At 51.3% G+C, this 14,870-nt stretch carries 21 protein-coding genes and 1 pseudogene; 12 read left to right on the top strand and 10 right to left on the bottom strand.

The features are described from left to right. Positions 1 to 3 precede the first annotated feature (3 nt). Positions 4 to 1,437 carry a sigma factor-like helix-turn-helix DNA-binding protein gene (locus B9A14_RS06985; protein WP_172839066.1) on the bottom strand — a complete coding sequence of 478 codons (1,434 nt, stop codon included), beginning with the start codon at positions 1,435 to 1,437 and terminating at the stop codon, positions 4 to 6. A 233-nt stretch (positions 1,438 to 1,670) separates the two neighbouring features. On the opposite strand from B9A14_RS06985, the pseudogene B9A14_RS06980 reads away from it, so the two are divergent. The 6 genes and pseudogenes from B9A14_RS06980 (at position 1,671) to B9A14_RS06955 (ending at position 6,369) form a co-directional block, all read left to right on the top strand. After that, positions 1,671 to 2,280 (top strand): annotated as a pseudogene (locus B9A14_RS06980) (IS607 family transposase). Further along, entirely contained in the window at positions 2,270 to 3,784 is a 1,515-nt protein-coding gene (locus tag B9A14_RS06975; protein ID WP_084665004.1) for a zinc ribbon domain-containing protein, read from the top strand. The pseudogene B9A14_RS06980 and the gene B9A14_RS06975 overlap by 11 nt, the downstream one beginning before the upstream one ends. Positions 3,785 to 3,997: 213 nt before the next feature. After that, positions 3,998 to 4,864: a LexA family protein gene (locus B9A14_RS06970; protein WP_084665003.1), complete on the top strand. Its 867-nt coding sequence runs from the start codon at positions 3,998 to 4,000 to the stop codon at positions 4,862 to 4,864. A gap of 20 nt (positions 4,865 to 4,884) precedes the next feature. Next, the gene (locus tag B9A14_RS06965; RefSeq protein ID WP_084665002.1) at positions 4,885 to 5,631 is read left to right on the top strand and encodes an ImmA/IrrE family metallo-endopeptidase; all 747 of its coding nucleotides are present in this window, start codon (positions 4,885 to 4,887) and stop codon (positions 5,629 to 5,631) included. A 65-nt stretch (positions 5,632 to 5,696) separates the two neighbouring features. Beyond that, positions 5,697 to 5,981 (top strand): hypothetical protein, encoded by a 285-nt coding sequence (locus B9A14_RS06960; protein ID WP_084665001.1) that lies wholly within the window; start codon positions 5,697 to 5,699, stop codon positions 5,979 to 5,981. Next, on the top strand, positions 5,971 to 6,369 hold the full coding sequence (locus tag B9A14_RS06955; RefSeq protein WP_084665000.1) for a type II toxin-antitoxin system VapC family toxin: 399 nt from the start codon (positions 5,971 to 5,973) through the stop codon (positions 6,367 to 6,369). The genes B9A14_RS06960 and B9A14_RS06955 overlap by 11 nt, the downstream gene beginning before the upstream one ends. 829 nt (positions 6,370 to 7,198) lie before the next feature. Here B9A14_RS06955 and B9A14_RS06950 read toward each other — a convergent pair. The 6 genes from B9A14_RS06950 to B9A14_RS06925 form a co-directional block, all read right to left on the bottom strand. After that, positions 7,199 to 7,429, bottom strand: coding sequence for a DUF2283 domain-containing protein (locus B9A14_RS06950; protein ID WP_084664999.1), 231 nt, complete (start codon positions 7,427 to 7,429; stop codon positions 7,199 to 7,201). 378 nt (positions 7,430 to 7,807) lie between these two features. Further along, positions 7,808 to 8,137 (bottom strand): nucleotidyltransferase domain-containing protein, encoded by a 330-nt coding sequence (locus B9A14_RS06945; protein ID WP_084664998.1) that lies wholly within the window; start codon positions 8,135 to 8,137, stop codon positions 7,808 to 7,810. Positions 8,138 to 8,172: 35 nt separating this feature from the next. Further along, entirely contained in the window at positions 8,173 to 8,451 is a 279-nt protein-coding gene (locus B9A14_RS06940) for a DUF2283 domain-containing protein (RefSeq protein WP_197686579.1), read from the bottom strand. Between the two features lie 29 nt (positions 8,452 to 8,480). After that, positions 8,481 to 9,053 carry a Uma2 family endonuclease gene (locus tag B9A14_RS06935; protein ID WP_084664997.1) on the bottom strand — a complete coding sequence of 191 codons (573 nt, stop codon included), beginning with the start codon at positions 9,051 to 9,053 and terminating at the stop codon, positions 8,481 to 8,483. A 35-nt stretch (positions 9,054 to 9,088) separates the two neighbouring features. Beyond that, entirely contained in the window at positions 9,089 to 9,322 is a 234-nt protein-coding gene (locus B9A14_RS17565; protein WP_197686578.1) for a hypothetical protein, read from the bottom strand. 179 nt (positions 9,323 to 9,501) lie between these two features. Then, on the bottom strand, positions 9,502 to 9,828 hold the full coding sequence (locus B9A14_RS06925; RefSeq protein WP_172839065.1) for a TadE/TadG family type IV pilus assembly protein: 327 nt from the start codon (positions 9,826 to 9,828) through the stop codon (positions 9,502 to 9,504). 289 nt (positions 9,829 to 10,117) lie between these two features. Here B9A14_RS06925 and B9A14_RS17020 point away from each other — a divergent pair, with 289 nt between their 5' ends. Next, complete coding sequence (locus B9A14_RS17020; protein ID WP_157109809.1) at positions 10,118 to 10,267, top strand: hypothetical protein; 150 nt, start codon at positions 10,118 to 10,120, stop codon at positions 10,265 to 10,267. Between the two features lie 295 nt (positions 10,268 to 10,562). Here the strand turns inward: B9A14_RS17020 and B9A14_RS06920 are convergent, their stop codons facing one another. Both B9A14_RS06920 and B9A14_RS06915 read right to left on the bottom strand, forming a co-directional pair. Continuing rightward, on the bottom strand, positions 10,563 to 12,263 hold the full coding sequence (locus B9A14_RS06920) for a recombinase family protein (RefSeq protein ID WP_084664994.1): 1,701 nt from the start codon (positions 12,261 to 12,263) through the stop codon (positions 10,563 to 10,565). 3 nt (positions 12,264 to 12,266) lie between these two features. Continuing rightward, complete coding sequence (locus B9A14_RS06915; RefSeq protein ID WP_172839064.1) at positions 12,267 to 12,491, bottom strand: hypothetical protein; 225 nt, start codon at positions 12,489 to 12,491, stop codon at positions 12,267 to 12,269. Between the two features lie 118 nt (positions 12,492 to 12,609). On the opposite strand from B9A14_RS06915, the gene B9A14_RS17945 reads away from it, so the two are divergent. Together B9A14_RS17945 and B9A14_RS18245 are read left to right on the top strand one after the other, a co-directional pair. Further along, positions 12,610 to 12,741 carry a hypothetical protein gene (locus B9A14_RS17945; protein ID WP_269456764.1) on the top strand — a complete coding sequence of 44 codons (132 nt, stop codon included), beginning with the start codon at positions 12,610 to 12,612 and terminating at the stop codon, positions 12,739 to 12,741. A gap of 190 nt (positions 12,742 to 12,931) precedes the next feature. Further along, positions 12,932 to 13,036: a helix-turn-helix domain-containing protein gene (locus B9A14_RS18245; protein ID WP_422938470.1), complete on the top strand. Its 105-nt coding sequence runs from the start codon at positions 12,932 to 12,934 to the stop codon at positions 13,034 to 13,036. Positions 13,037 to 13,059: 23 nt separating this feature from the next. Here B9A14_RS18245 and B9A14_RS06905 read toward each other — a convergent pair whose 3' ends face one another. Continuing rightward, positions 13,060 to 13,533: a hypothetical protein gene (locus tag B9A14_RS06905; protein ID WP_084664992.1), complete on the bottom strand. Its 474-nt coding sequence runs from the start codon at positions 13,531 to 13,533 to the stop codon at positions 13,060 to 13,062. Positions 13,534 to 13,622: 89 nt separating this feature from the next. Between B9A14_RS06905 and B9A14_RS17560 the strand changes: the two genes are divergently transcribed. Genes B9A14_RS17560 through B9A14_RS06890 form a run of 3 tightly spaced genes read left to right on the top strand, consistent with a single transcriptional unit; the run spans position 13,623 to position 14,811 of the window. Beyond that, a complete protein-coding gene (locus tag B9A14_RS17560) occupies positions 13,623 to 13,784 on the top strand; it encodes a helix-turn-helix domain-containing protein (RefSeq protein WP_084664991.1) in 162 nt (53 codons plus the stop codon). Further along, positions 13,772 to 14,029, top strand: a complete 258-nt coding sequence (locus B9A14_RS17555; protein ID WP_084664990.1) for a hypothetical protein — start codon at positions 13,772 to 13,774, stop codon at positions 14,027 to 14,029. Before B9A14_RS17560 ends, B9A14_RS17555 begins: the two co-directional genes overlap by 13 nt. 59 nt (positions 14,030 to 14,088) lie before the next feature. Next, positions 14,089 to 14,811, top strand: coding sequence for an ImmA/IrrE family metallo-endopeptidase (locus B9A14_RS06890; RefSeq protein WP_157109808.1), 723 nt, complete (start codon positions 14,089 to 14,091; stop codon positions 14,809 to 14,811). The last annotated feature ends 59 nt before the right edge of the window (positions 14,812 to 14,870 follow it).

Below are 14,870 nucleotides of genomic sequence, written 5' to 3'. Positions count from 1 at the left end.
TTTCTATGCCGCCAGCCTCCTGTCCAGGTCGGTGAAGTCCCACATCCGGGCCTTTTCGTCCGGCCTTTCAACGACGAGCCAGCACGGCTTCCGTACTACGTAAGCTGCTATCGCCCACGCCAGGTCGGCCCCCGAGAACTCCATTACCTTGGGTTTATGCTCACCCGACCACTTCACTATCCGGGCAATCCCGCCATCCATCTCTATTACGTCGCCCCTCCGGATCAGTCTGGTCGTGCCGGTCTCCAGGGTGGCCGCCACCCACACCTTGCCCCGGGCCGAGAAGTTCACGCCCGCGGGTTCGTCGACTACCATCCTTTCGTTGCCGTTCACCAGCGCCACCCTGCCCTTGTCCAGCGGCACCACAGTGCCCTTTAGCTTCGGGCTCTTGCCGTTCCTGCCGTTCCTCCGGTTTTTACCCTCTACCTCCCACACCAGCTCGACCACCGCTCCGCCCTGGTCGGAAGCCCTCACGGCGACCGCGGGCGTCCTCTCTATGCAGACCCTGTAGACTTCGTATCCGTCGCGGTGCCCGAGCTGTTCTATGAGGAGTCCCGTCAGGGCGTCCCTCACGCGGCCCGCCAGCTCTTCCATGAACCCGTTCCAGCTCCTGGGCCGATACAGCCCTGCCGTGCGCTTGGCGTCTTCCAGCAGGTCTTCGCAGAGGGCCCACCAGACGTTGCCGCGGCGCTCCTTGATTGTGCCGGCACTCGACCTGGCCTTGAACGGCCGCTCGAGGCTGGGAGTTCCGGTCACAGCTGCATCGTCCGCGTGCAGCTCTCTTATCTCTTCGGCCACCTTTCGTGAAGACCACTGCTTCGCCGCAATGCGTCCGGTGAAGGACAACCTGTGGGTCATCTCTTTACGCGCCCGGAACACTGCCTGGCGGCCGCGCCAGCCCCCCAGCCCCTGGGTCCCCAGAAGGGCTAGGGCTTCCGGTTTCAGGTTTTCGATGCCAATTTCAACGTAGATCTTGTAAAGGAAGGCTGCCTCATCGGGCACTTTATTCCCAGGTGGCAGGCTCTTGTATTTTTCTCTTTCTTCGCCTTCCAGCCTGTAGGTCCTTACTCTTTCTCTCTGCCTTCGCCCGTTGTTTTCGTCCTCTTCTTTTTTCTTCTGCCGGTGGACTATCTGTCTCACCGTGGCTTGTGTGGTTCCGGTCAGCTGTGCTATGATTTTCTTGGGGATGCCCCTCCGGGCGAGCTTTTCTATCTTTACCGTCAGGCTGGATTCGGGCTCCAGCTCTTTGAGTATCTCCTGGAGGTCGTCCGGAGGAGGTTCACTTTCGCGGGGGTTGCTGAGCTTGGCCTGTGCCCTTTTCAGGTGGGTTTTAACGGTGCTCTCGCTCAGGCCCAGCACCTCCGCAATTTTTTTAACTCCGAGGCCCTGGGACCTGAGGGTCAGTACTCTTTCTTGCATGGCAGTGAGATTCGCCATCCGCCGTCTCCTTCCATGCAGATTATGCATTACGGTTACGTGTCTATTTTAACATGAGGTATGCGTTCCGTGCAAGGTACTGTGGTGCGATTTTTATTGTGGGTAGCATAGCGATTATCGCAGATACATTTTTATGCCACATGGCAGGAAACGCGGATTTTTTGGAGAATATAGTATGTAGTTTGATTGTATGCTTGACATAGTGTAGTCGTCTGGCTATATTAAAATTTACTATGAAAGCAAAAGAAGTTATGGAACTCTTGCGCATTAGCCGTAGCACTCTCAACAGGTTACGGTGGGAGAACAAAAATAAAGGCACACAGACTCCCTAACGGCTTTTACGATTACGATGAAAAATCTGTCTACGAGTATTTGCTTAAAACCACTGGGAAGCCTGTGAAGAGCAAAATTGTACTCTATGGCAGGGTGTCTACTAACAAGCAAAGGAGGGACCTGGAAAACCAAATCGAACTGTTGAAGCAGTTTTGCCTGAACAATGGCTGGACGATCGATGGAATCTAGAAAGATATCGCTTCTGCTCTAGACTTCGACAGTCGGAAAGATTTTAACGCTTTGCTTAAAGATGTCCTTAATTATCGGATCGAAAAAGTCGTGATCACATACAAGGACAGGCTGACCCGGACCGGCTTCAACTTCTTCGAAAACCTGTTCAGGGCCTTCGGTGCGGAAATAGTCGTCGTTAACAATTACACCAACGAAAAATCCGACCCGGAAGAATTGATGTAAGAAATTTTCACTTTACTGCACAGTTTTTCCATGAAGTTTTACTCCAGAAGGAGGAAAATAAAAAAATGCTTGGAGGCAGCGCTCCATGAAAGTTAAACGTACTTTACGGATCAGGATTTCCGCCAAGAGAAGACCCAGGGTTAAGAGATTCGTTCTAGATTTGGCCCAGTTCCGCAACCTGTTCCTGATCTTCCAGGACAGGTATCATAAACTCTTCGGGCAGTTTATACTGAACGAAAGCGTCATTTATTCCCTTCTGGCCGATAAAACCAAGAACAAAAGCCCTGAACAGGAGGAAGCACTGCGGGAAGTGTCCGTAAGGGTCATGGAGGACCCGGAACTCAAAGCCCTTGTCGGCAGGATGAAAGAACAGAAAGCTAAGTTGGATAACAATTACGTCCTCCAGACGGCCATCCGCCAGGTCATCAAAGACTACAGGGGCTTCCTCAACTCCATAACCGAATACCGCACCAGCCCGGCGAAATTTAAAGAACAACCGCGGCCACCCAGACCGAAGAAACTAAAAACGATCGCCCAGGTTACCGCAGAGTTTAACAGCAACGCTTTTGAAGCCACTAGCAGGGCCCTGGTCCTCCGGTTGAGGGTAAAAGGCGATGAAAAGATTAAAATAAAGCTTCCCGCGGGAATAGAAAACGTCTCTTCGGTCAGGCTAACTTACCACCTGTCTGACGCCTGGGTAGACGTGGTATACGAAAGAGAGCTAGAGGCTCCAGAAGGCGAACTCTGCTATTTAGCGGGGATAGACCTGGGGCTGGACAACCTTGTCTCGCTTATTTCGACCAACCCGCGGGTGAGGAGCCTGATTGTTTCTGGCAAGGAAATCAAGTCTTTCAACCGCTGGTTCAACAAAAAAGCGGCTGAACTACGTTCAGCTATAGACACTTTAAACAACAAGGTTGCAGAAGAGAAAGATGAAGCACGGAAAAAATCTATGCTGGAAGAACTTTCTGAGTTAAGGCTTTACTTCCACAACCTGTGCAACTACCGCAGACGGTGGATAGAAACCCAGTTTCACAGGATAGCCCGCATTTTGGCGGACTTCCTCTACGAGACGGGGCACAAGAAAGTCTACATCGGCAGCGGGGCCACAACAAGCAAGGACGGGATAAACCTGGGCAGGGTTACCAATCAGAACCTTATGGGCATTCCCTTCCGCAGGTTCATATCTATCTTGAAGTACAAGCTGGAGGAGCTGGGCGTGCAAGCGGAAGAAAAGGACGAACCGTACACCAGTAAGGCTTCGTCTTTATCAGACGACATCCTGGAGATCCAGAAAAAGTACGCTGAAGCTAAAGAAAAGCAGGAAAACGTAACAATTAAGTGTTCCGGTAAGAGAATCGAGCGCGGACTTTACCGGGATGATGCGCTGAATAAAGTTTTCAACGCCGATTTGAACGGTGCCCTAAACATCTTAAAAGTAGGAGCGCAGCTCCGCGAAGTTCCGCTGAACTTCAAAGTCCTCCTTTACAAGTTGAGCACCCCGTTAAAGTTTACGCTCTATGAATTCATTTACGGGTTTAAAAGTAAAGCCGAGTCCCTTTTAGGGATAGGAAATAGTAGGCTGGCGACAGCAGGGTAAGCTTAGAACGGGTATGAGGTATCTACGTGAATACCTAGTGGATGCCGAAATACTTTTCTAAGCACCTAATGTTTAGGTTTTACCACGCAGGGAAACAATCATAAACGGCACTGAAGTCAGGGCTCTGTACTTGAAGGCGCATTGTTTGGATAAGCGGGCCGAAGGAAACTTCGCAGAAATTTTGCTGAAAGGTGGGAAGCATCCGGAAGGCTTATGAGCACAAAAAGGCCTGAAGACGAAGGTATAGGGAGGAGGATACGGGAAGCGCGGGAGTCCCGCGGGGTCACCAGGCAGGAACTGGCTGACCGGACCGGGCTAAGCCCGTACAGGATACAGCGGATCGAGCTCGGCTACCAGGCGGCTACGTACGACGATATCAGCAGAATAGCCCGGGCCCTGGAAATGGACATCTCTACGCTTACGGGGGAAGCCCCTCCCTCCAGGAACATTGACGACATACTTAACGACATGCTAAAAAGGCCCCTATCGGAAGTCCTGCGCTGGAGGCGGGTGCCCCTCGTGGAAAAAGTGGTTCCAGGAGACGCGCTGTTCGCCATAGAAAACGTCGTGGACTATATCAACCTGCCCGAGTACCGGGAGGCCGACTTCGCCGTGGAAGTGCCCGAAGCCGATGCGGCCGTGATGATGCCAGCCCTCAAAAAGGGCGACATCTTGATATGCCGGAGGGGTGCTCCGGTGGACGGTGAGCTGGTCGTCCTGTATCCCTCCGAAGCGACAAAAAATGCCCTCGTGCGGTACCTCGTCCGGCACCACAGGGGCTGGGTACTCCGGACCATGAACCCCCTGATTGAAGACCTCCCCGTCAACCCAGACGAGGCGGTCGCGGGCAGCGTGGTCTATGTCATCAGCAGGACCGGAGCTTACAGGGACTTCTGCGTTCCCCCATCGGCTGAAGATTTCCATGACATAGGCATCTCGAGAGAAGACCTCAGAGACCCCGACGTACGTGAGGTTATCCGCCTGGTAGGCCGCGCCAGGAGGCAGCTGTCCGACGAAGAGAAAAAGACAATGGTAGCAGCTATGGAGGCATACCTGAGGGCGCTCGAGAGAAAAAAATAAAGAAAAGGCGGGGAAGAGAAATGGGTTCTTCCTGGGACATATGGAAGGAAGCGGATTACGGCAGGGCGCACGCCCGCATGGCCGCGAGGAGACTGCTGGTCGAGGCCGGTATTACTTGTCTTCCGGTAAATCCCTTCAGGCTTCTCAGGAACTACCGCTCACACGGCATCGATGCCGTCGACATTCAGTGGGTGGCCGGAGTCGACATTGACGGCTGGTCGGGCTACCTGGCAAAGCACCGGCGGTATGCCGTCTTCATCAACAGCACACGGTCCTACGTGAAAAGCCGATGGACGGGCGCCCACGAACTGGGTCATGCCGTCCTGCGTCACTCCCTCCACCCCATCGACAGCTTCGACGTAGAGAGGGACCCGGAGGAAGAAAGGGAGGCCGACATCTTCGCCGAAGAGCTGCTCATCCCCACGCCTTTCCTCCACGCAGTCCTGAAAAAGCACCGCATCCAGTCGATTCACCAGCTGACTGCAATATTCCACGTTTCAAAGGAGTCCATGGCCATAGCTCTGGAGAAGTTCATGCCTAAGTCCAAAATTGAGAAACTGATGGCCCAGCCTTCGATCCCAATCTCTTATGTAGAGTTCATTGACAGGAGTACGCGCGTACCGGTCAGCTGTCCCCACTGCGGCACGCTCCTTTACCCTACCAAACGGAGCCTAGTGAGCGTCTGTTCGTGCGGACTAGAAATACATTACGTCGATAGAGATTTTGCCGAACTTACGAGAGGCCGCGGGGAAAGCCCACTCTTTTAAGGGTGGGAGTAGGTCACTCCCTCGTGTTATACTTGATCTATAGCAACTCTCTGGGAGGTCTTGATATGGCAGAAAAGACACGCCTCAAGGCCATAAGATTTCCCGCGTACCTTATCCGGGACTTGAATAAGCATGTACGGAAAGGTAAACAGAGCGACTTCATTATCAAGGCTACGGAAGAGGCTCTCCTGCGGCTCAAGCAGGCGAAAGCCCTCAAAGAATGCGCGGGGATATTTTCCCCTGACCAATACCCGGAATTTAAGGACCGGGAAAACATAGAAGCCTGGGTAAGAAATTTGCGCCTGGAAGCAGAGGAGAGGCTGGCCAGGTGGTCTAGGGATGAAAGATAAGGCTCCGGTCAAAGGCTTTCTGCTGGATACCACAGCCTTAATTGACTTCTTCCGCGGGAACAAACACACCATAGCGCTATTAGAAGTGCTCAAGGAGAAAGCTCCTCTGGCTGCCTGTCCTATAACTGTGGCCGAGGTATTTTCCGGAGCCAGGGAAAAGGAGCTGCCCGCAATAGAGCTGTTTTTATCTAGCCTGAAGTTTTATCCCATAGATTACGAGGCCTCCCGCCTGGCTGGCCGCTGGCGCTATACCTACGCTCGGAAAGGCATTACCCTTAGCCTTACTGATTCCCTCATAGCAGCCGTAGCCGTCCGTAACAACTTGATCCTAGTGACGGCCAATGAAAGGCATTACCCAATAGAAGAGCTGATTATCCTCACCCATTGACTACTGGCGGCAGGTACGGCCCGGCAAATAAAGGAGGCCGCTCGAAGGCGGCCTGGGCCGGGTGTAGGAAAACGAAGAGCAGGGCGATGATCTGTTTCATTTTTGCTACCAGGTTCTATCAAAAGACAGCAACCTGGCAGCAAAGCAGGCTCGAAGTTCACGCTCTCCGAGAGGCCGGGTTATACCCCCACCTGTACGGCTGGCAGCACAGGTGGACCGCGGCTTCTGGAGCCCCGCCCGAAACAGTCGCACACGTGCCCCCAGGGGCATCGCACGGCAGCCAAAAGGCCACCGTCCTCCCCAGTGAACACGTGCCTTCCAAACGGCGAAGTGGTGCGAACGCCCGCCTGCCGGGCTCCCACCCGGAGAGGATTAGGAAAGATTGGCACCGCTGCCAGCGCATTCTATACGTCTTCTGGTAACCTCACGGTCAAGCGTTTCATACGCGATCATCCCTCCAATTTATGGAAAAGTCTCGAAAGCCGCTCTATAAAGTCAAGTAGTATCAAAGCGTCAATAAAGATTAAGCATCGCTTTGGCATCTCCTATCCGTGTGTAGCACCTCCTTGAGCATCTCTTATGAATTCAACAGCGCCAGGCTTTGCCTGGCGTCTGGGAAGCGCGCAGAGCACCGCGCCTTATCCTGCCTTCAAAAAGAAGCGCGCCGCATCGCCCATAGCGTGGCGCTTCTTCCATCCAGTTTGCCTGGCCCCTGGAATCAGGAAGGCCTGCGTAGGCAGGCCTTCCAAAGTGATCCCTGTATGAATATATCGCCCGGCTGGGGTCTGCCAGGCTATATGCGAAAAGAAACATAGTTCGTCTAGAAAGATTAAAGGTGCTTGGCAGCCAGGGGAACAACCCCAAGGCCTTTAAAGGCTATCTCCTGGAATACCTCTAGGCTGCCGAAGCGCTTGCGGGCATCCAAGATTTCCATACCGGCAAGCCGCCCGTCTGCCGAATAATCCACGGCAATGCCCTCGTCAACATGCTTCGTGGTAACACTAGTCTCAAGGAAGCGAATATATAGGGCATCTACCTCGGGGTCATAGGTTATTTTCATAAGGCTACACCTCCGTTCTAGAAATAATAAACGTACACGGTAACCACTACGATTTCTGTGTCTTCTTCCACGAAAATAGGCCGTACCTGCTTCGTGGCATAAAATTTGCTATTCCACTCCTACCCATAAGCGAAGTTTTTCCGGCATTCCAATCGACCGCGTTCCGCAGGTTCCCAAGGGGAAGTCTTAATGGCCTCGATTACTTCCTTCTCGGCTGCGCCACGAAAACCCATTGTCTCCCGGCATGGCTGTAAAAGCGGATTGGCTTCACATTCTCTCAGCTCCCAATTCAGTAAAATAGCGAGTAATACTCATTGCTTTGCTAATTTGCTCCTCCCTTGGGTCGAGGCAAACATCTCCTTATGTATCCGGTTTTGCTCATTGGATAATAATCCCCTCCTGGCTTATATTCTGATAAAGGGGCCCAGACCGGAATAGAGCAGACTCAAACTTCTCAAGGTCGTATATAAGAGGTATCAGCATTACATCCTCACTAAGACTAATCTCAAAGGCTGCTTCCAAGATAGCCTCGCGTATTTCCGTATCAAGCCTCTCAGTAACGACAAGAACATCAATGTCCGAATCCGCCTCGTAGTCTCCCCTCGCCTGGGACCCGAAGAGGATTACCGCCTTAATGGGTAGGTTCTTCTTCCTCAAGGTTTCTACGTATAATCTAGCTATGCTTATCGCCTTCTGATTAGGTGACACAGGATCACTCCAGCCTTCTTTGAGCTGTTCTTAGGTTATAGCCTTGGGCCGGTAACCATAATGCGACCGACAGGCAAGCCATCGGCCTCTAGACCTGATAAATCTATCCGCTTGCTCGCTTGGTCAATGTCTAGGCTGACAAGGTTTCCTCCAGTGTCAAAATCCAGAACAAGGCCATGGGCTACTTTTACCGAGTCGGCGCTTTCTCTTTCCAAAAGGTGTATATGCAGGCTGTCGGTAACACCCTTCTTTTCGTTGCCTGCCATTCGCTTCCATTCTACCCGGCTGACACACTCCCGGTCAAGTACAGGCAACCTCTTTTAAGGGCAAGCGTATGAGAAATCTAACTTTCGAATATGTTACTTAAGGCGACCGTGAAACCCGTAAGGAGGCAAGAAGATACTTCTCCCATTCCCTCCACCTCCTGGTTGAGGACGAACCTGCCTTCCTTAAGGACGAAGATCTGTACCGATTTCTCCCCAGGATCCACTATCCAATATTCCTTGACGCCAGACCGTTCATAGACCTTGAATTTCTTCCGTAGGTCGTAGTAGGCCGTAGTGGGAGAAAGGATCTCCACTACAAGGTCAGGAGCGCCATTTATACGTTCGGCTTCGATGATATCCATTCGATCACGGGAGATGAAGATGATGTCCGGTTGGTACGTCTCAGTTTCCGTGAGGTAAACGTCTAGGGGGGCGAATAAGACCCTCCCCAGTTGCCTTGATACCACAAAATTTCCCAACGCAAGTCCCAGGTTAAAGGCAATAATCTGATGGTACGGTGAAGGTACAGGCGTCAACACAAGCTCACCCCCGATGAGTTGATAAGGCGCTCCCTCGGGGAGCTGGCGGTAATCCTCGTAGGTGCAAGTTTCTCTGCCACTGGCGGAATACCCTTCAAGCGGCAGGTTCACGGGTTTCACCTCCACCCTAAACTCAAGTCTTGCCTTTACACTGTCATAACTTCATCTTTCACGATCCGCAAGCGGATGGTCCGAGGCATATCTTTGTTTTGAAAATGACAGCATACTGCATCTCGAACCGCACCCCTTATTTGCTCCAGGTTCTCACCAATTAAGCGGCGCTGGAGGCCCCGGCTTTGAAGGTAGTGGTGAATAACTCGGTAACTTGTCAAGTTGTTCCTGTCCTCAACGGCCACGTTACTAATCGCCCCTGCCACCATTATACACTATGACCACAAGTGCATACGACTATTTTCAAAAAACGCCTCGCTTATGGCCACCGCCCCGGTCTTATAAGGGTAAGCTGCTTCTCCTGGATAAGCGATTGCCCGAGGGCTCTCGCTAGGAAGGTCTTAAACCTCACAGGATATACCACGCTTACAATTCTTTCCTGGCGCCGCTACTCGTTCATACCAGCCGGTGTCCCCCAGATCACAAGGGTATCACTGGAATAATAGGGTGCCCCGGCCAGGAAATCTACACCCGGGTCCTTGCCGTTTGCCGTCCACTGCTTGAGATATGACGACGTCTCCTGCCTGATACTTTCGGAAAACCTCCCCTCAGAAGAAGCCTTCGCTGCCGCCGAGGCCGTAGCATAGTTCACCGCCGCCCAGTCGCACACCACAAAATCTATCTCGATAAGGAGGAAAAACAGCATTAAGAAAAGTGGCAGAACCAGGAGGGCTTCTATAAGGCTGTTCCCGCGCTCGTATTTAAGAAACCGCAAAGCCACTAGCACCACCTCAAAAGACTAAGGCCGCCAGGGTATTCCCCAGCGGCGTCCTCGAATCAGAGCGTGCCGAGCTGGTCGCGCAAAAGCTTCACCAGCTTTCTTAGCGCAACTAGCTATGCTATGATAAAATAAGCTTGGAGCCAGTATCGGGCAGTATAAGAATGTTAGTCGCTACTTGGGTGCAATCGGCACTCCTATCGCACCCAAGTAGCTACAAACCTTTAGGAGTTGGTGTAATTATTTTGGGGAATATTTTAGTTAACTGTGGAAGGAGAAGAACAGAATGGAGGAATACCCACCGGATACAGAAGATCTCCAGGCCCTGGCAGATTTTTTTGATCAAACCGATATAACGGAACTAGAGGGGTTAGAGCTCATTAGCAAAAAGCCTAGGCGCCAAAGGCTAGCTGAAGTAGATATATCAAAGCAATAAATCCCCCACTATCGATAAATATCCTAGAGCGGTCGCAAGCCACCATACAAAGTCCTCCTTAAGGTCCGAGAACCTTTTCCTTGGGGCCCGCCCGCAATCCCAATAAGCTTGTCTAACACCATAATTGCCTTCTCGGGTTCAATAACACTTAATCTTGCATAGAGTTCCTTCTTTAGATCCGGGGGTAACCTTATGCATTGTACAACTCCTCAACTAAATTGGGGGCCATGGGGCTTCCCTCGTTTATCTTCTATCTTCTCCCCTTTATATTCTACCTTATCTTGAGAGAATAAGACTATAAAGATACTGCCACACGGAGTTCAACTGTACCGTGGCCTTCTTCTCCAGTCGTCCGGGCAAATTGAGTCAGGTCCACTCTGTAGCTTATCTCCAGCCTATCCTTCCATAGTGTAACTTTATCAATTATCTGCGCCAGCATCCTTTTCTGAACCGCAACAGGAGCCTCAACAAAAATCTCAAACCACCGTGGAGCCATCCTGGCGAACTGCTGTAGCTTTTCACGCTCATAAGTACAGGCGCTAAGTTCAGCCTTAGCCCCGGCTATTTGCCTTTCCAGTAGTGCAATCTCTTCCTGGGCCCTTTTTATCTCGGCTGCCATTAGCTCCTCGCTGTAAAGGCTTCTGGCTGGATCAGCAAAATATTGATTCAGCCGTTCCACCCAGTTCTTAAGCCGACGGTTAGCCTTTTCCAGTTCGGCTTCGAGTTGCTTTATCTGCTTCTGGAGCCTCATAACCGTAAATTGCTGGCGGCTATCGATATATTTCTCCAGGTTGCCGAGGTCAAGGTTGGATAGAAACATCTTGAGCTCATTCAAAAAAATAGCATCTATCTTTCTCTGAGAGTAACTCCCCTGGCCAGGACAAAACTCCTTGCCTATCCTGGCGTGAGTTACACAGCGGTAGGAAGCGCGCTCATAGATGTAAGTCTTACCATTAGGCCTAGTTACTTTTGCCCTGGTACTCCTGCTTGAAATGAACCCCCGCCCGCAGTAACCGCACTTAAGGAAGCCGGTAAGCAGCGCCGGGCTATCCAAGGCCCTGGCATCAGGCTCCTGATTCTGGGCTGAGGCTTTCATTTTCTGCATCACTTTAAGCCAGGTCTCGAGGGGAATTATAACATACTCCTCAACTGGCTTGGGGTTGCCATGTTCGTCCCTGGGAATAATTATCTCCGGATTATTAAGGTCATACCTGTCTCTTACTTTACACCGGGAGGTAGGAGTATTGCCGGGCCTGGTACGGTTATAAGCCGGCAACCCGGCTATAATAGGGTTCTGCAGCACATCTCTTACCCGGACATCCCGCCACAGCTTCCCTTCCCTTGTCCTTATGCCACGGCTATTGAGTATCTCCGCTATCTTCTTGCTCCCCACCCCTTCTTCCAGGTAGAGACGGACCATCTCCTTCAAGACTTCCGCTTCACCGGGGTCTATTTCCAGGGGTAGCCCGTTTTTACTGGAAGACAACCGGAAGCCGTAAGGTGGCCTGCCGCCGGTCCACTTGCCCTGGCGGGCCAGGTCGAGCATCGCCTGGGAAACGCGGATGGACGTATTTTTACTTTCAGTTTCCGCCTGCCACCCCTCGATAAAGCGGAGGAGCTTTTCCATCTGGTCATCAACATTAAGCTTCCTACCGCCGGGCGCATCGGCCACGGCAATTACTTCCACCCCTGCGCGGTAAAGCCGCCACAGTACCATCGGGTACTCAAAGCTGTTGCGGCTAAGGCGGTCGGCCTTGAAGACAAGGAGCACGTCATACTTACCAGCTTCAGCATCGCGGAGGGCATCCTGTAAAATATCCCTGTCTATGGAAGACAACTTATAAGCCGATACCCCTGGCTCTATATATTCAGCGACCAGTTCCCAGCCACGCTCGGCCGCGTACTCCCGCAGTAAATGTTGCTGGACAGGGATACTGTCTTCCTCGGCCTTAACTTGCTTTTTAGTGCTCACCCGGTATAGAGCTGCTGCCCGCAAGGCTCATTCCTCCAGTCTGGCCCAGATCATTTGTGCAGCGAGGTAGCGAAATGCTTCTAGCCTTTTATCCGCATCTTGAGCATCGCGGGGAAATTTATTTTCTACCGTAATATCACCATATTTACGGGTATAAACAACATGATCTTTTTCTTCCTTTATATTATACTTTGCCTGGAGATCGCCCACAACGCCACCCCCTCTGTTTATAGCCTGCCTAATACGAATCAAAATATGCAAAAACAAGAAACCGGGCCATAAAAAGCCCGGCCCCCTGTGGCCAATGCGACACGATACTAATGTAAGTATTTCTGGGGGGGTGAATATCTCGTGTTGGCTTTAAGAAACAATGGTATCTTCAAAAGTGCTACAGGTAGTTAGTATAATAGAATTGTCAAAAAGACAATTAATTAACGGGGATCAGAGGACGGAAGAGGCAGCCGTCGCCCACCAAAAGGTATTAGGAGATGTGGGAGTGTAGCCCCACCTGATCCCACGTGTTATGGGACTAGTTAAACCTAGTCCCATTTTACTTTTCTGCCGTTGTGGCAGCCGTATACAAAGCATTTAAAGGGAGGTATGTGGGGAGAACTTTAAGGAACAACTAATGAAAAATCCTGCTTTCTGGAAAGAATACGAAGAACTCGAACCGGAATACGAGCCAGTCGGCCATAGCCAGGCTCGAAAGCGGCAGGTATAATCCCTCTCTCCGATTTCTAAAAAGGGTGGCAAAAGCTCTAGATGTAAAGCTGGAAGTAAAACTGAGACCACAATAAAAAACCAGGCAAATCCCGGTATATTATTCCGTATCCACGTTATACACCAACGCTCTTTTACCCCCGCCTTTCCCTTTCTTGAACCCGTAAGATACAGCCTCTATTGTTGAGATAACTGCCGGTATCTTCTCCGGTATGTCGGCCGGCCTCGATTTTTCGTCCAAGGAGTATATGTACTCTATGTGGCTTATATCTAGCGCATAAGCATTACTGGCCCACTTGAGCAGGTCACCGTTGCCAACCCGGACGCGGGGACCAGAAAGCTCTCTAACAGCTAGCACGTGCTGTTCCCGCAGGGAGAAGGCTATAGCTTCTTCCTCCTCGCCAGACCGGGTACCCACCGAGCCATGCTGCCCCACTTTCCTGTTGGCGGGCAGGCCCAGGCGCTTGCGGGCCATGCTCACGGTAGTGCGTTTAACCCCAAGTTGATCGGCTATTTCCCCATCGTTCAAGCCAGCGCTGTGAAGCTCTTTTAGCTTATCGATATTTATTATCACAGGCCGCCCACCAGGGTTTTTGACATTTCCCGCGGGCATACTATGGCTAATGGTTTTGTATGCTATAATAGACAGGGAGGCTTAAATAAATGGCATCTATTGGTGAAGTGATCAGGGAATACCGGGAGAAACACGGGCTATCCCTTCGTGAATTTGCACAAAAGGTAAAACTAAGCCATGCCTATATAGATAAGCTGGAAAACGGGGTCGATCCCGTAACAGGAAAGTCACCCCTACATTGCGTACCATAGACCTTCTCGCCAAGGCCATGGAGATGACACCGGAAGAGCTCATGGCAGCAGCAGGCTATATTAATAACACTAACAAGAAAGAAAGCCAACACGAGGAAGCTATCCGGCTTTTTGCCCGGCTCAGCCGGCTCACTCCCGAGGGCCGGGAAAAAGTCTTGCGGGAGCTAGAATGGATAGAACAGCTAGAGCGAAAGCGGCTGCTGGAAAGAGACAAAAAGAAAAAGCAAGCACTGGACGAGGAATAGCTGCCCGGAAAAAGGTAGCGTTTTTTGTTTCGACAAAAATCGACACAAGGAGAGATTTCATGAGCCGAGCCCGCCAGAAGGCCAGGGAACTTGTAAGATCCCTGATGCCCAAATACCCGCTGGATATAGTGCAATTTGCCAACCTCCTTGGTCTGGCCAAGCCGGTGGAATTCCATAAACGCCGCGGATTGCCAGATGAAGTCAGCGCTCTGGTGATTGACAAGGACTGGTATGGAAGCATACATATTCTGAGCAACGCCAACCACCCCATTACCCGGCAGCGTTTCAGATGTGTCCATGAGCTAGCCCATCTTTACCTGGAACATAAGGGAAGACTTCACTTCTACTCTCCGGGCAATTGGTGCCATGAAGACCCGGTAGAGCATAACGAGGCTGATATCTTTGCTACAGAAGTGCTAATGCCTGTTTTCCATGTGATAGAACTGGCGAGTCAGGTTAAGAATCCCTTGAAGCTGCTACAGGCCATGCAATTAAAATTCGGCGTAAGCCTGGAAGCTGCGGCCAGGCGTATAATCGAGCTTGAAATTTATAAGAACTCAGCCTGCATCTTGTTACGGGATGGACAGGTTGTTTTTGCTTATGAAACCCCAGATTTTTACCTTTCGTGGGAGACAATTCACGAGTGCTTAGGAGAGTTATTCCATAACATGAAGCCAGGCCAGGAGAAGGCCTGGCTATTGAATAATTTCACGATTTATGCCAGCAAGAAACAGAAAGGATTTATACTAGCAGTGTTAGTGGAAAATCAAGTCAGAATTTGAGAGGAGAGATGGTGCGATAAACTTCTTCGTATTTGAGACTGCGCCAGAGGCGTTCGATA

Origin of the sequence: Thermanaeromonas toyohensis ToBE, from assembly GCF_900176005.1 — a bacterium.
GTDB classification, from domain to species: Bacteria; Bacillota; DSM-521; order Neomoorellales; family Neomoorellaceae; genus Thermanaeromonas; species Thermanaeromonas toyohensis.
Note: the sequence above shows the minus strand (reverse complement) of the source record. Positions and strands in the feature narration are given on the sequence as shown.

What these genes read in the sequence shown, in the direction of transcription:
- B9A14_RS17945 (WP_269456764.1), top strand. Translation starts at nt 12,610, where the DNA reads ATGGTATCTTCAAAAGTGCTACAGGTAGTTAGTATAATAGAATTGTCA.
- B9A14_RS06960 (WP_084665001.1), top strand. Translation starts at nt 5,697, where the DNA reads ATGGCAGAAAAGACACGCCTCAAGGCCATAAGATTTCCCGCGTACCTT.
- B9A14_RS17020 (WP_157109809.1), top strand. Translation starts at nt 10,118, where the DNA reads ATGGAGGAATACCCACCGGATACAGAAGATCTCCAGGCCCTGGCAGAT.
- B9A14_RS06890 (WP_157109808.1), top strand. Translation starts at nt 14,089, where the DNA reads ATGAGCCGAGCCCGCCAGAAGGCCAGGGAACTTGTAAGATCCCTGATG.
- B9A14_RS06975 (WP_084665004.1), top strand. Translation starts at nt 2,270, where the DNA reads ATGAAAGTTAAACGTACTTTACGGATCAGGATTTCCGCCAAGAGAAGA.
- B9A14_RS06950 (WP_084664999.1), bottom strand. Translation starts at nt 7,429, where the DNA reads ATGAAAATAACCTATGACCCCGAGGTAGATGCCCTATATATTCGCTTC.
- B9A14_RS06970 (WP_084665003.1), top strand. Translation starts at nt 3,998, where the DNA reads ATGAGCACAAAAAGGCCTGAAGACGAAGGTATAGGGAGGAGGATACGG.
- B9A14_RS17560 (WP_084664991.1), top strand. Translation starts at nt 13,623, where the DNA reads ATGGCATCTATTGGTGAAGTGATCAGGGAATACCGGGAGAAACACGGG.
- B9A14_RS06985 (WP_172839066.1), bottom strand. Translation starts at nt 1,437, where the DNA reads ATGGCGAATCTCACTGCCATGCAAGAAAGAGTACTGACCCTCAGGTCC.
- B9A14_RS06965 (WP_084665002.1), top strand. Translation starts at nt 4,885, where the DNA reads ATGGGTTCTTCCTGGGACATATGGAAGGAAGCGGATTACGGCAGGGCG.
- B9A14_RS06955 (WP_084665000.1), top strand. Translation starts at nt 5,971, where the DNA reads ATGAAAGATAAGGCTCCGGTCAAAGGCTTTCTGCTGGATACCACAGCC.
- B9A14_RS17565 (WP_197686578.1), bottom strand. Translation starts at nt 9,322, where the DNA reads ATGGTGGCAGGGGCGATTAGTAACGTGGCCGTTGAGGACAGGAACAAC.